This window comes from Chryseobacterium camelliae (assembly GCF_030818575.1).
In the GTDB taxonomy this organism is placed as follows: domain Bacteria; phylum Bacteroidota; class Bacteroidia; order Flavobacteriales; family Weeksellaceae; genus Chryseobacterium; species Chryseobacterium camelliae_A.
On record NZ_JAUTAL010000001.1, the window covers coordinates 2,885,383 to 2,900,287 of the forward strand.

A 14,905-nucleotide genomic window follows, 5' to 3' on the forward strand; every position below is an offset into this window, starting at 1 on the left:
AACCCGATGCTTTGGCTGTCTTCATCAACTATTCACTTGACAGCAAACTCAACTAAAAATTCCATAACGGACAGTCAAGGCAGGGTTTTTGTATTGTAAATGGGTACCATAACGGATAATTTCCTTTATCGGAATGATTATCATTGTTAAAAACCCAATACTTTGAAACTGAAAATTAACAAGAGAAAAATTCTTAAGGGTATTGTGATATTCGTTATCTCAATACTGGTCATCATCACTTTGCTGGTTCTGAGCCTAAGGCTTCCAGCTGTCCAGAACTATGTAAAAGATAAGCTTGTTGTTTATCTTGAAAAGAAAATCAAAACTAAAGTAAGCCTCAAAAGAGTCTACATAGGCTTCCCCAACAGCCTGATCATGGAAGACCTGTACCTGAAAGGTCAGGAAATCGATACGCTATTGGCAGTAAAAAAGCTCGACGTAGGCCTTCATATGCTTAAACTCATCGACTCTAAAGCTGATATTACTTCAGTGGATATGGAAGGGGTAAGAGCCAACGTGGTGAGAAAACCGGACGGAAAGTTTAATTTCGACTATATCATCAATGCGTTTGCTACCAGTGATAAACAGGAAAGCCCTTCAAAACCTTTTATTATTTCCCTGGATAAAATCAAACTGAAAGATATCGGCATTACCTTTAATGACCAGCAGTCCAGGAATGATATCAAAGTGTATTTCAATTCTTTCGATACCCAGGTAAGGACATTTGACCTGAGTAAAAATAATTATGCCGTTAACGATATCAATTTGGACGGATTAAGGCTTAAACTGAAACAGGACCTGATAGAAGAAGTTTCCAAAAAGGTGGAGAAAAAAGTGGATTCACTGGAACAGAAAAACCCTATGAAAATCGGTTTAAGGGGAATCAAACTGACTAATTTCAACATCGATTACGGTGATGACAATACCAAAACATTTGCCAAGGTACTCTTTAAGGAATTAAGCACCCGTGTCAACAGCCTTGATCTGGAAAACAATGCCTATAACATAGGCAATCTGTTTTTATCCGGTGCTGACATTAATGCCAATCTTTATCTGCCTGCACAGGATGCCAATATGAAAGATACCAAAGGACAGGATAAAACTTCAACCTCTACTCAGAAAGCCATGCAGCTTCTTCTTGGAAAACTAGTTTTAAACGATGTGAAAGTCGCTTACAATAATACGGCAATAGCCCCTACAAAACAGGGAATGGACTTCAATCACCTTAATTTTTCAAAAATGAATGTGGAAGTCCGCAATTTCAAAATGAAGGACAATACTTTTGCAGGTTCAGTCAATTCAGCGGAAATACAGGAAGCAAAGGGACTGAATATCCAGAAATTCAACACGGATTTCGTCTATGGTGAAAAACAGGCATACCTGAAAGACCTTTACCTTCAGACCCCTAAAACACTGCTAAGGGATGAAGTAGTATTGAATTACAACTCAATCCAGCAACTCAGCTCCAATCCGGGAGCAGTGCAGGTGAATGCCAACATCAGGGATTCAAAAGTCGGTTTTTCTGATATCCTTAACCTTGTTCCTACACTCAGAAATACAGCTCCCTTCAACAAATATCCTAATGCCGTTCTCAATGTTAACGTCAATGCCAAAGGAAGTGTGAATGACCTGTTTATTCAGGACTTAAAACTTTCAGGCCTGGATCAGCTCAGAGTGGCAGCTTCAGGACGGATCAGGAATGCGATGAACCCTGAAAACCTTTATTACGATCTTAAAATAGGTGAGCTTTCTACCACAGGCAGGACTGTTTTCAACCTGGTTCCTAAAGGAACGATCCCTTCCAATATCTCCCTCCCTTCCCATTTCAGCATCAAAGGAAATGCAAAAGGAACGACCAAGATGGTGAATACGAATCTTAATCTGTATTCAACCCTCGGAAATGCTTCTGTAACAGCTAATGTTGATATGAGGAGGAAGAACAGGGAACTGTATGACGTAAAAGCCAATTTACAGGGTCTTCAGATCGGAAAAATTATCCAGAACAAAGATATCGGAGCCATTAGTGCCCAGATTTATGCAAAAGGTGAAAGCTTTGATTTTAAAAATGCCAGGGCTGACCTTAAAGGCCATGTGGCTTCTGCTGTTTATAAGGGTTACCGCTACCAGAATATGGACCTTACCGGAAAAATTAATGGTGGGAATTACAATATCATACTCAATTCCAAAGATCCGAATGCCAATCTGCAGCTGACAGCTACCGGAGTGTATAATGACCGAAACCAGACGGTGAAGGTAAATGGAAACATCAATAAGCTGGACCTTAACAAGCTTGGTTTTTACGCTAAACCAATGATCCTAGCCGGAAAAATAGATGGTGATTTTACAGACCTCAACCCTGACCAGCTTAATGGGTACCTGAACCTGCAAGATTTTGCGTTTTCAGATACCAAAGAAGTATATCCTATTCAGGAGGTCAACCTTAAAGCACGCTCTACCCAGGATTCCACTCAAATTCTGTTCAACTCACAGATTGCAGATGTGGAGCTGACCGGTAAATATAAGCTCACTCAGATTTTTGGTGCATTAAGCCAGACCATTAATCAATATTATCAGTTTCAGAAGCCTGGTAAAACTCAGAAAATTGACGGCGGACAATTTTTCACATTCAATGCTAAAATCAAGAATGACGACCTGATCCGCAAGTTTGCTCCGGACCTGAAAGATTTCCAGCCGATTGTACTCACCGGGAATTACAATGCAGATTCGCAAAAAATTGAAGTGGATGGCCAGATTCCACAGTTGCTGTACGGAGAAAACTCCATTGAAAATGCTTCACTGAGAATTACGAATGAAAACCAGGCATTACAATATGTCCTGAATGTCGGCGGCCTGAAGAGCCCAAGCCTTGCTCTAAATAAAGTGAATATTAACGGTGATGTAGCCAACAATACCATCACTTACACTATTATAACGAAGGATAACAAGGATGTTACCCAGTTCCTGATTGCAGGTAATGCCAAATCACTGAATGACGTTACTGAAATCTCCCTTAATCCTGACGGACTGAAGCTGAATTATACAGACTGGACCGTAGCAGATAACAATAAGATACAGATCAGCAATAATGGCATACTGGCAGATAATTTCAGGCTCTCTAATTCAGGAAGCGAAATTCTTCTGCAGTCTGAAAACAGTTCACCGGGAAGTCCGTTGAATGTTTCCTTGAAGGACTTTAAGATTGAAACCATTACTGAACTGATTAAGAAAGATACACTCCTGGCGCGCGGAACTATCAATGGTACTGCACAACTGAGGAACCTGACGAAGGATATGACGTTTACTTCAGACATTAATATTTCGGACCTGATTGTCTACGAGAACCCTGTCGGAAATCTTGCAGTGAAGGTCAACAGCTCCACTGCGAAGCTGCTGAATGCTGATATTGCCCTTAGCGGAAACAACAACGATGTAAGAATTACGGGAAATTATGACACTTCAGCGAGTTCTTTTGACCTGAACATGGCCATTAACCAGCTGCAAATGCGAAGTGTACAAGGCTTTTCCATGAATGCCATTACGAATACGGAAGGCTATCTGTCTGGAAATCTTAAAATTGCCGGTACTACAAGCCAACCGAAAATTTTAGGTACGGTAAAAATGAACAACGTTGGCCTTGAAATCGCCAAAACCGGAAGTGATTTCAGAAACATCAGCGATGAAATCAATTTTACAAACCGCGGCATCGAACTGAATGATTTTAAAATCAATGATAAAGACGGAAACTCATTGGTTATCGACGGACAGGTACTTACACAGACTTACAGGGATTTTGCTTTTAATCTGGACGTCAATGCCAAGGATTTTAAAGTCGTAAACTCAGAAAAATCCAATGATGCCATGATGTACGGAATCCTGGCCATTGATGCCGGGCTTCATGTACGGGGAAATTTAGACCTGCCTAAAGTAGACGGAAGGCTTGCCGTAGCTGACAATACGGATTTTACGTTTGTGCTTCCGCAGTCTACACCTTCGTTACAGGAAAGGGATGGTATTGTGGAATTTATTGATCAGGATCAGGTGACTCTTAATAAAACCATCAAAGCGGACTCCCTTGATACACAAAGTAAGATCAAAGGAATGGACGTTAACGTGAATATCGAAGTCAGCAAAGAAGCCAAAATATCGCTTATTATCGATAAGGCTAATGGGGATTTTGTGAAGCTTCAGGGAGAGGCTGAACTGACCGGAGGAGTTGATCCTTCAGGTAAAACTACCTTGGTCGGTGTCTATGAAGTGGAAAAAGGAAGCTATGAACTGTCGGTAAGTCTACTCAAACGTAAATTTGATATCCAGAAAGGAAGCACCATCACATGGACCGGCGAGCCTACCGCTGCCAATCTTGATATCACGGCAGTCTATAAAACTGAGACGGCACCGCTTGATTTAGTCGAGCAGCAGATCAGCGGACTGGCTCCGGGAGAAATCAATCAGTACAAACAAAGAATTCCTTTTAATACGCTTCTCCAAATGAAAGGTGAACTGATGAAACCAGTGATCACCTTTGACATTACAACCGATGATAAAAATAATGCTGTCGCTTCCTCTGTAGTGGAAACCGTAGAAGCCAAACTGGCTCAGCTGAGAACGGAAGAATCTGAAATGAATAAGCAGGTGTTTGCCCTGTTGCTCCTGAACCGTTTCATAGGAGAAAACCCGTTTGAGAACAGTGCAGGCCTCAGTACAGAAGCTATGGCAAGGCAGAGTGTGAGCAAAATCCTTTCTCAGCAACTGAATAATTTAGCTTCCGGACTCATCAAAGGTGTAGACCTGAACTTTGACCTGGAATCTTCTGAGGATTATACAACCGGCCAAAAGAATACCCGTACTGACCTTAATGTAGGCATCAGCAAAAGGTTGCTGAATGACCGCCTAAAAGTTTCGGTAGGAAGTAATTTCGGAGTGGAAGGTGAAGCGCGACAGAATGAAAGCACCACCAATATCGCCGGAGACGTAACAGTGGACTACAGCCTCTCCAGAGATGGCAGGTATATGCTGAGAGCCTACCGTAAAAACGAATATCAGGTAGCACTTCAGGGTCAGATCATCGAAACGGGTGTAGGCTTTGTGATCACCCTGGATTATGACCAGTTCAAGGATATTTTCAAAAAGTCCAGGAACAGAAAGGAGAAAGTAAAAGAGAATAAAAACAACCAAGCCGTAGAATTTAAATAAATGAAAAACAGATTCAATAGATATCTTACCTATGCTTTAGCCTCAGGAATTAGTTCTGCTGTAGTCTCGTGCAGCAATACCAAATACCTGAAACAGGGACAGATGCTGTATACCGGGGCTGAAGTTAAAATAGAAAACGACACACTTCCCAAAAAAGAAAAAAACGCACTGAAATCCGAGCTGGAAAGCAACCTGACGCCAAAACCCAATTCTTCCTTTCTCGGATTGCGCCCCAGGCTGTTTTTCTACAATATTACCAAAGAACCTAAAAAAGAGAAAGGGCTCCGTTACTGGCTCAAATATAAGGTTGGAGAAAAACCTGTTCTGCTAAGTGATGTCGACCAGGAATTCAATCGGGATATTATTGAAAATTATTCAGAGAATCAGGGGTACTTTAATGCTAGAGCAACTTATGATACCATTTCCAAAAATAGGAAAGCAGAAGTCATTTATACCTTAAGGCCGGGAGCAAGATACCTCATCAGCGACGTTAAATTCCAGCGGGATTCTACAGTAATCAATCAGGAAATCCAGAAGCTGACGGGCAATACATTATTAAAGCCCGGCAATCCGTTTGACCTGGATGTCATCAAATCTGAACGCCAGAGAATAGACAACGGCTTAAAAGAAAGAGGGTTTTATTATTTCCATCCGGATAATATTATTGTTCAGGCAGACAGTACCGTGAGCAAAAACCATAAAGTGGAACTGAACGTGAAGCTTAAGGATAATACTCCGGCCCTGGCTACACAGCAATTCAGCATTGATAAAGTGATCGTATTCCCGAACTATAATATTCTGGATGTTAAAAACGGGAAATATACCATTCCTGTGGATAAAGACTCGCTTTCTAAATATGCCTATGAAGATATTTACGTTATTGATCCGCAACATAAATTCAAACCGAAGATTTTTGACCGGGCTTTATATTTCAAGACCGGAGATTTATATAACCGTACGGACCATAACCTTACATTAAACAGGCTGATCAGTTTAGGGGTATTCAAGTTTGTGAAGAATGAATTTGTGGTTTCAGATTCCCTTCAGCACCGTTTTGATGCCTATTACCTTCTTACGCCACGCGAGCTCCAGTCGCTGCGACTGGAAGCTTTAGGAAGAACGAATTCGGCCAACTATGCGGGAAGCGAGCTGAACCTCAATTGGACCCACCGTAACTTCTTCCGTGGAGCGGAACAGTTTAAAGCAGCTGTTTACGGAGCTTTTGACGTCCAGGTGGGCGGACCGAAAGATGCCAACAATATTTTCCGTGCCGGTGCGAATGCACAGCTTTCCATCCCAAGGATCGTGGCACCATTCCGTTTTAATTCTTCCAGTGCCTTCGTGCCGAGAACCAACATTACGTTAGGATATGAATTCCAGAACCGGACACAATTATATACCCTAAATACATTCAATGCCTCTTTTGGCTATGTCTGGAAAGAAAACGCACGAAAGGAACATGACCTGAAAATTATTGATGTCACTTATGTTTCTCCGGCTAATATTACCCCGAAATTCCAGGAGCAGGCCAGCCAGAATCCCTATCTGCAAAGGGTAGTTGATAAACAGCTAATTTTCGGGCCTACCTACAGCTATACGTATACTAATACGATGCTGCCTAAAACCAATACCATTTATTATAAAGGAATGGTAGATTTAGCAGGAAACCTTACCGGACTCCTGAGCGGGGCCAATGCCAAGGAGGGGAAGCAGAAAACAATTTTTGATGTACCTTTCAGCCAGTATGTGAAAATGGAACATGATTTCAGGTTTTACCATAAGTTTGCAGAGAAAACATCGTTCGCATCGAGAATCATAGCCGGTATTGCCTATCCTTACGGAAATTCTGTGCAGGTTCCGTATTCTAGACAGTTTTTCGTGGGAGGAAGCAACAGTATCCGGGCATTCCGGGCAAGAACACTCGGGCCTGGAAGCTACGATCCGAGGACACAGAAGGATACATTTTTCTTTGATCAGTCGGGTGATATTAAACTGGAGATGAATGCAGAATACAGAGCAAACCTTTACAAGTTTTTAAACGTAGCGGTCTTTGCCGATGCCGGAAACATCTGGCTGGTTAATGCTGACGAACAAAGGCCGGGAGGCCAATTTTCCAAGGACTTCCTGAGTGAAGTTGCTGTAGGTGCCGGGGTGGGTCTTCGACTGGATTTCTCTATTCTCGTATTGCGTCTGGACCTTGCTATGCCGTTAAGGGTACCTTATTATGAGAAAGGCGACCGTTGGACTTTCGATAGAATAGATTTCGGAAATTCCGACTGGAGGAAAGATAACCTTATTTTAAATATTGCTATCGGATATCCTTTTTAATATGAAGAACAACCTCAAATTTTTCTGGGATGTGTTAAAAGATACTTTTAAGGAGTGGAATAATTCCTCTGCTTCTAAAGATTCTGCAAGCCTTGCGTATTATGCCATTTTCTCAATTCCGGGTCTTCTGATCATCATCATATGGATTGCCGGGAATTTTTTCGGTGAAGAAGCTATACGCGGGGAAATCAGCAGCCAGATCAGTGGAATTATGGGTACTGATGTGGCCAAGAGTATTCAGGATATGATTGCCGGCGCATTGATTGACAAAGAAAATATTTTCATGAAAGTTGTAGGAATAGGATCGCTGGTATTCGGTTCCACTACCTTATTCTTCCAGCTGCAACATTCCCTGAACACTCTTTGGGATGTAGAATCTGCACCTAAAAAAGCATTCGTGAAATTCCTTATCGACCGGGCCAACTCCCTGGGAATGATCCTGGTTTTAGGGTTCCTTCTGATGATCACGATGATTTTATCTTCCCTCATCAGCCTACTGAATAACTGGATTACGAGCTATTTCGGATATGAAACTTATATGCTGGTGGAGGTAATTAATTTTGCCATTGGGCTTGCTGTTGTCATGCTGCTGTTTGCGCTGATGTTTAAAGTACTTCCGGACGTAAGGATCCGCTGGAAATCGGTATGGAAAGGCGCCTTGCTGACCGCCGTCCTGTTTACCCTGGGGAAATTTCTGCTGAGCCTGTATTTCGCGCAGTTTAAACCGACATCAGCATTTGGAGCCGCCGGTACGATTATTCTGATTATGATGTGGATCAATTATTCCTGCATGCTGATCTTCTTCGGTGCAGAGTTCACCAAGGTCTATACCCTGAAAAAAGGCTATCCGATTATTCCGTCCAAACATGCTAAATGGAGTGAAGCCAAACTGTATGAGGAAAGCATGAAAGATAAAAACAGTCAGGCATAAAAATAAAAGCCTCCTGAAATTCAGGAGGCTTTTTTATGGTTACATTCTGTTCACGGTTGCTATTCCCAGCAGTCGCAAAGCTTTTTTGATTACCTTCCCGGTAAGGTCAGATATGCTCAACCGGAAGTTTTTCAGCTGCTCATCTTCAAGCTTCAGGATGGTATTGCTCTGGTAGAATGAATTGTATGCCTTTACCAACTCATATACATAATTGGCAACCTGAGCCGGGCTTAGGGATTCAGCAGCTTTTTCCACCACAGGCTTGTAATTTGCGAGAAGCATGATCAGCTCTTTTTCAGACTGGTTTAGTTCAGTCCCTGCATAATCCTTTATTTCCGCAAATCCTGTATCTGCTTTGGCCAGCAGGGATTGGATACGTGCATACGTATACTGGATGAAAGGGCCTGTGTTTCCGTTAAATTCTATACTTTCTTCAGGATTGAATAGCATTTTCTTCTTAGGGTCTACTTTCAGCATAAAGTATTTCAGTGCACCCATCCCTACAGTTTCGTACAAAGCTTCGCGGTCTTCTTCTGAAAGGCCCTCAAGCTTTCCTAATTCAATGGCTTTCGCTTTAGCTGTGTCATACATTTCCTGCATCAGGTCATCGGCATCCACCACAGTCCCTTCACGGGATTTCATTTTACCGTTTGGAAGCTCTACCATTCCATAAGAAAGGTGATACAGATGATCTGCCCATTCGTACCCTAATTTCTTCAGTATTTTAAATAAGACCTGAAAATGGTAATCCTGTTCATTTCCTACCGTATAAATCAGTTTCTGGATGTTATTCTGCTTGAAACGCTCTACGGCAGTACCGAGATCCTGAGTCATATATACCGAGGTTCCGTCTGAACGCAGCAGGAGTTTCTGGTCGAGTCCTTCATCTGTCAGGTCACACCATACCGAACCGTCTTCTTTCCGGTATAGTACACCTTTATCAAGCCCTTCCTGGATAAGATCCTTTCCCAGAATATAAGTATTGCTTTCATATTGAATCTGATCAAACTCAACCCCCAGCCTCTTATAAGTTTCATTGAATCCCGCATATACCCATGAATTCATTTCTTTCCATAGATTCCTTACAGTTTCATCTCCATTTTCCCAGTCCAGCAACATGGCCTGCGCTTCTTTAATAAGCGGCGCTTCCTTTTTGGCCTGCTCTTCGGTCATCCCATCCTGCATTAATGCGGCAATCTGCTGCTTATATTGCTTATCAAACTCTACATAATAGTTCCCGACAAATTTATCGCCTTTGATTCCGGTAGCTTCAGGTGTAGAACCGTTCCCAAACTTTTCCCAGGCCAGCATAGATTTACAGATATGGATTCCCCGGTCATTGATGATCTGGGTCCTGATGACATCATATCCGGCTTCTTTAAGAATCTGAGATACAGAAAATCCTAAAAGGTTATTCCGGATATGCCCCAAATGCAGCGGCTTATTGGTATTCGGAGATGAATATTCGATCATTACCGTAGCATTTTTCGACTCAACCTCATCAATATTTTCTGATACTGACTGCAGGTTACCGATGAAGAACTGGTTCCTGATCTTAATATTTAAAAATCCTTTTATCACATTAAAGTTTTCCAGCAGATCGGTTTGTGTAGTCAGGGCCTCCCCTAACTCCACAGCAATACTTTCCGGATTTTTTTTTCAGCTGCTTCACCAGCGGAAAAGTTACGATTGTGAAATCGCCTTCAAATTCAGTCTTGTTCTCCTGAACTTCCAGTTTGACATCCTTCAGCTGGTAGATATTGAGGATAACTTCTGAAAGCTTTTCGCCTACGATATTTTTGATGTTCATTATTGATATGCATTTCATTCAGGCAGATCCTGAATGGTATAAACTAAGGTACAAATATACTGAAATAAAAAAACCGCCCGAAGGCGGTATTATAATATTAAATGTTAAAAAGTGTACTTTTATTACTGTTTGTCCCAAAAGATCTTGGTAGTAAGCAAATCTCCACCGATTGCTGAAGCAGCTGCACTAACATTTGCTCCGTTTGTCTGATATTCACTTGCCGGATAATTCATACGCACAGGAACACTAGATATTGTGGCTGCACTTGCCGGTTGCAGAACTGGGTAATCTAATCTTCGCCAAAAATTCCAAGAAGTAAGAGGCTGATTATACATTGCTACCCAAGCTTGCTGACCTACGGATTGCTTCCAATTTGAAGGATTGTAAGGATGGGTTACAATATAAGCTGCAGCGTCTGAAGTTGCTCCCCAATCAGTAAAAGATGAAGTAATAGCATTTGCGTAATTTACAGCCGCACTTCCTCCTATTCCCCAACGTGCACTTGCTTCTGTCAGGTAAAATGCAACTTCAGTATAATTCATTATTATTCCTGGTGTAGTAGCAGTATATGCAAAATTGCCTGGTGCAGAAAAATTTGCAAAAGCTGCCGGCTGACCAATAGCCTGACCTATATAATTTCCTGTGGTACCAACAGTTTTGAAATACCTTGATATCCGGGAATCGTTATTGGCATTCATATAATCAATTAACGGTTTCCCTCCTACAAAATCATTTCTATTACTTGCCTTAACATTTTCATAAACCGGATTCCAATTCGGAGAACCTGACAGATACTGTAACTTACAGTCATCTGATGATGAAGTCATTACTCCATTATTAATAGCAGTGGCTGAAGTTTGCTGTGCTAGTGACGGATTAGAATCTGCAATTGCAATTCCTAACTTTAGCAAAAGAGAATTCCCAAAAGTCTTCCAACCCGACAGACTTCCTGAATAAAATTTATCTGCACTAGAAAAATCATCTGAAGCAGAATTTATACCTCCGCCTGTATCAATATTGGCTATATCTTGCTGTAATCTTGTTATCAAATTGGCATAGACTCCTGCACCATCATCATAAGCAGGTGCAACATTACTCCCAAGCTGATTAGCCTGCGAATAGGGAATATTCCCAAAAGTATCTACTAAAATCTGATAAGTATAAACCTGCAGGATGTCTACTATTGCTAATTGATTCTGTTTGATTTTTGGCCAGTCATTTACCTCGGAAGGTACAGGTTGATAAGCATTTATCAATTCTTTCGCTTTTACCAAACTGTTTAATACATTAACATAATTATCTAAATATATCTGATTAGATACATTTCTATTGGTGAAATTATAATTACTTTCTTCAACATAAGTAGTTTCTTGCCAATACTGCATGGTCAATCGAAAATTATTTTCGTTTACATTACATGTATTCACATAATCACTTAATTCTTTTTGGGCATTCGTTACTAATGTAGAAGGAATAGTTGTATAGGCCGAGTGTGGATCCAGATTGATGTCATCCGATGCACAACTGGTAAATAATGTCAACGTCCCTATTAATATCGGTACTATGATTTTTTTCATTTCTTACTGTTTAAAAATTAACTTTTACATTAAATGAGAAGTTTCTTGTTGTAGGCATAACTCCTGCTTGATATCCCTGCAAATTTCCAGATGACAATCCCGCTTCAGGATCAGCATAGGGTAAGTTCTTATGGATGATCCAAAGATTACTTCCTATTAAACTAAATGACATTCCCTGAATAAATTTAGAGCCTAAAGCCTCTTTCGATAAGTTGTAGGTAATAGATGCTTCTCTCAGCTTTACATAACTTGCATCATAAACAAATGCAGCCGCTGGAGGATCTGTATTTAATACCTGGCTGGACCATGATTTATCTAACCTTACATTATTGGTTATGTATTGTCCGGGATTGTTAGGATCCGGGATAACCCCCTGCTGAATAATTCCACCACCGTTTGCCAAAGTATTCCTGATTGGATTACCTAAATCATTCAAGCCTACTGAATCAGCATATATACCTGTTCCGTAACCATATGCCTGATCTAAAGAAAATACTTTTCCTCCTTTCTTCATGTCAATTAAGAAACTCAAAGAAAGATTTTTATAAGTCACCGTATTTCTTAATCCTCCGAACCACTGGGCCTGATAGCTACCCAGATTATTATTGGTCGTAGTTGTCTTCATGTAAGCACCCGTGTCCGGATCAATTACTTTTTGTCCATCCGGAGCATAGATAAAATCAGAGCCATAAATCGTTCCGTATAAACCTCCTAAAGGAGCATTCAAAGTAACCCCCCCTTGAGAAGTATTGGTTTGTAAAGCTAGGTTATCAACTCCGTTTTTCAGAGCTGTAACTGTTGTTTTCGGATTAGACCAGTTTGCTACCAAATTCCAAGAAAAGCTTTGAGATTTAATTGGAGTCAGCCTTAATGAAAGTTCAAATGCCTCGGTTCTTAAATTACCAATATTCTGTTTCTGCAATGTGGTACCGGATGCATAAGAAACAAGTACATTTGAAATTAGATTTTCGGAATCATTTTTATACCAGGTCGCATCAAAACCAATTCTGTTTTTTAAAAAGGATGTTTCGATACCAAATTCCATACTTTTCAATTTCTCGGCTACCAGATCTGGATTTTTTAGAACTGCGTTAAATTGATACACAGGTTGCGACCCAAACGGAGAGCCCGCCAAATAAGTATCTATCAACTGATTAGCATCCGTATCATTTCCTACAACAGCGTAATTGGCTCGAGCTTTGGCAAAACTTAACCATGGCGCCTTGATTAAATTTGAGAATACAACACTACCAGAAACGGACGGGTACCAATACACATTATTGCCCTTTGACAAAGCTGTACTTTGATCTCTTCTTATTGTTCCTTCCAGGTAATATGTATTTTTAAACCCTAGGCTAGCCTGGGCAAATAGTCCTATAATCTGTTTACTTATATCAGTGGTTTGATTAAGTGGTCTTTCTTTAGAGTTTGATATGTCAAAATAATTGGGAACACTTAGCCCTCCTACAGTAGAATGAATATCAGAATAAGCAGAATTATAGCGGATATTGGTACCAAGTACACCATTCAAATTAAAGTCCTCTGTAAGATCTTTCTTATAAGTACCAATGAAATCATAATTCCTCTCAGATAATCTATAATTACTCAATTGATAGCCTGAAGGCTGAGGCGTGTTTGGATTAAGTCCGAAAATATTAGGAACAGATCCGTTAGCTTTTCTCTCTTCAGTAGTCATACTATAGCTATCATTACTTAATCTCATTAAGAAATTTAATTCTTTTGAAACATCATAACTCAAAGTAACATTGCCACTAAATCTGTCTCGACTGTCATTCTGATAGTTTTGATAGCGTTGAAAATAAATATTATCCCAATACTGTGGTGCAAGATTTGTAGGGCTTGTGATATTCCAGGTATAATTCTGATGAGAGAGATTATAGAAATCTTCCTGTTGCTTGATATCAACATTTGTAGGCCACCATTGCCTAAAGCCTGACAATATATTACCATTATATCCAGTATCATTTCTTCCTTTGGTTTTCTGAGTAATATAATTGGCATACAAGGATGCTGTTAGCTTTTCTGTTATTTTATAAGATGCATTACCACCAAAATTATTTTTCACCAATGAGCTATTTGGCATTATATCCGTAGCATCCTGATTCGTGTAATTAATTCTGTAAGTAGCTGTATTATCTCCTCCGCTAAGAGATATACTGTTTGTGAAGTTGGAACCATTTTTAAAGAATGAGATAGGCCCGTTCTTAGCCATAGTCCAAGGTGTTGCTTTACCATAGTTTGGAGAGCCCGGTATGAATGCATCATATTGATAGACCAGTAAATTAGGGTCATAGCGAGGTCCATAAGAAGCATCACTTCCAAACCCTGCTGCTAAGCCGCCATTATAACTTCCCCATTCATCTTCTCCTACATATCCTTCACCATATTCCGTTTGATATTTAGGGAAAGTTGTCCTATCGATAGAAGAAATGGTAACTGAGCTAGAATACTCAACCCCGATTCCTTTTTGGTTCTTTTTACCTTTTTTAGTAGTAATAATGATCGCACCATTGGCAGCACGTGAACCATACAGAGCTGCTGCTGCTGCTCCTTTGAGTACGTTGATGGTTTCTATATCATTTGGGTTAATGTCCGAGGCAGCATTACCATAGTCGATTCCATAACGTCCGGTAGCCTGACTGGATGTATTGATATTATTGTTAATAATAGGAACACCATCAACAACAAATAAAGGCTGATTACTTCCCGAAAAAGACTTAAACCCTCTTAACACTACGTTAATAGAGCCTCCAAAATTTGTACTTTGCTTAATATCCATACCGGCAACCTGTCCGGATAGATTGTTCAGAAAATTTGGTGTCGGATTTTTATTGACGTCCTCTCCTTTTACTTCTTGGGTAGCATACCCCAACGATTTCTTCTCTCTTTTAATACCCAATGCAGTAACTACAACCCCTTCGATCTCCTGAGTTCTCACTGTATCAGACTTTTTTTCTTGAGCCTTAAATACAACTAGGGATGAAGATAGTACTAATGTAAGTATACCTACAGTTATTTTCTTCATATCAGATTAATTTTGTTAAC

Annotated in this window: 5 protein-coding genes and 1 pseudogene; 3 read left to right on the top strand and 3 right to left on the bottom strand. The window is 40.4% G+C overall.

The window, feature by feature from the left end:
• Window positions 1-162: 162 nt before the first annotated feature.
• Genes QE404_RS13095 through QE404_RS13105 form a run of 3 tightly spaced genes read left to right on the top strand, consistent with a single transcriptional unit; the run spans window position 163 to window position 8,452 of the window.
• Window positions 163-5,193, top strand: a complete 5,031-nt coding sequence (locus QE404_RS13095) for a translocation/assembly module TamB domain-containing protein (RefSeq protein ID WP_307451134.1) — start codon at window positions 163-165, stop codon at window positions 5,191-5,193.
• Entirely contained in the window at window positions 5,194-7,521 is a 2,328-nt protein-coding gene (tamL, locus tag QE404_RS13100; protein ID WP_307451136.1) for a translocation and assembly module lipoprotein TamL, read from the top strand.
• Between the two features lies 1 nt (window position 7,522).
• On the top strand, window positions 7,523-8,452 hold the full coding sequence (locus QE404_RS13105) for a YihY/virulence factor BrkB family protein (RefSeq protein WP_307451138.1): 930 nt from the start codon (window positions 7,523-7,525) through the stop codon (window positions 8,450-8,452).
• A gap of 39 nt (window positions 8,453-8,491) precedes the next feature.
• Here the strand turns inward: QE404_RS13105 and argS are convergent.
• The 3 genes and pseudogenes from argS to QE404_RS13120 all read right to left on the bottom strand — a co-directional run bounded on the left by argS (window position 8,492) and on the right by QE404_RS13120 (window position 14,885).
• Window positions 8,492-10,262 (bottom strand): annotated as a pseudogene (gene argS / locus QE404_RS13110) (arginine--tRNA ligase).
• A gap of 122 nt (window positions 10,263-10,384) precedes the next feature.
• Window positions 10,385-11,839 (bottom strand): SusD/RagB family nutrient-binding outer membrane lipoprotein, encoded by a 1,455-nt coding sequence (locus tag QE404_RS13115; protein WP_307451142.1) that lies wholly within the window; start codon window positions 11,837-11,839, stop codon window positions 10,385-10,387.
• A gap of 10 nt (window positions 11,840-11,849) precedes the next feature.
• A complete protein-coding gene (locus QE404_RS13120; RefSeq protein ID WP_307453932.1) occupies window positions 11,850-14,885 on the bottom strand; it encodes a SusC/RagA family TonB-linked outer membrane protein in 3,036 nt (1,011 codons plus the stop codon).
• Between the last annotated feature and the right edge of the window lie 20 nt (window positions 14,886-14,905).

What these genes read in the sequence shown, in the direction of transcription:
- tamL (WP_307451136.1), top strand. Translation starts at nt 5,194, where the DNA reads ATGAAAAACAGATTCAATAGATATCTTACCTATGCTTTAGCCTCAGGA.
- QE404_RS13105 (WP_307451138.1), top strand. Translation starts at nt 7,523, where the DNA reads ATGAAGAACAACCTCAAATTTTTCTGGGATGTGTTAAAAGATACTTTT.
- QE404_RS13115 (WP_307451142.1), bottom strand. Translation starts at nt 11,839, where the DNA reads ATGAAAAAAATCATAGTACCGATATTAATAGGGACGTTGACATTATTT.
- QE404_RS13120 (WP_307453932.1), bottom strand. Translation starts at nt 14,885, where the DNA reads ATGAAGAAAATAACTGTAGGTATACTTACATTAGTACTATCTTCATCC.